This is a genomic window from Dietzia sp. SLG310A2-38A2 (assembly GCF_014145095.1).
GTDB lineage: Bacteria > Actinomycetota > Actinomycetes > Mycobacteriales > Mycobacteriaceae > Dietzia.
On the sequence record NZ_JAALDX010000224.1, the window covers coordinates 1 to 821 of the forward strand.

The window sequence follows — 821 nt, forward strand, 5'->3', positions numbered from 1 at the left end:
GCCGCCGTCATGGCGGGGGGCGCCTGAGCGGGTGCCGCAGATCGTGAGCGGATGCCGCCTCAGGCGTCGACGGTCTCCGACTTTCCCGACCGGGCCAGTGCGGCGAGCTGGCGGGTCGTCGCACCCGGCAGGTACGCCCGGCCGATCGCCACGCCGATCCGCGGCAGGTCGGCCTCGTCGCGGAAGCACAGGAACACGGGCTCGATCCGCGGGTTGAACTTGGCCTTGAACTGGTGGAGAGACCGGAACCCGTAGTAGGGCTCGAGTGCCTGACCGAGAAGGTCCAGACCACGGTCGAGGGTGGCCACCTCGTCGTCGTCGCCACTTCTCGCCAACGGGGCCCCGGACAACGAGACGAAATCGGCCCCCTCGTCCTTGAACTCGAGCGCGGACCGGGCGATGAGGAACTCGATCATGTTGTTCGCACCGGGCCCGTTGCGCTTGCGCATCACGTCCAGGGTCCAGCCGCGCACGCCGCCCTCGGTCCCGCCGCGGTAGACGGGCAGCCAGGAGAGCGCGGCCTGGACCACCCCGTCGGCGTCCACGGCCAGGGCGATGCGGACGTCGTCGTCGAGTGCCTCCTCGACCGTGCCCAGGGTGAAGCCCATCTCGGGCAGTTCCTTGTCCCCGACCCACTGCTCGGAGATCTGGCGCACCTGCCCCAGGATCGCGGACGGCTGCTCACGCAGCAGGCCTGACACGAAGTTCGTGCCGTTCTTCTCCGCCTTGTTCATGGCGCTGCGGATCTTCTGCCACTTCTTGCCGCCGAACGCCAGGTCGGGCAGGTCCATGATGGTGTCCTCGGCGATCTGCAGCGCCCG

At 69.3% G+C, this 821-nt stretch carries 1 protein-coding gene; it reads right to left on the reverse strand.

Translation table 11 applies throughout. The features are described 5' to 3' along the window. Positions 1-59: 59 nt before the first annotated feature. Positions 60-821, reverse strand: a 762-nt coding sequence (locus G6027_RS18735) for a DUF2156 domain-containing protein (RefSeq protein ID WP_241726945.1), incomplete at its 5' end; no start/stop codon positions are given.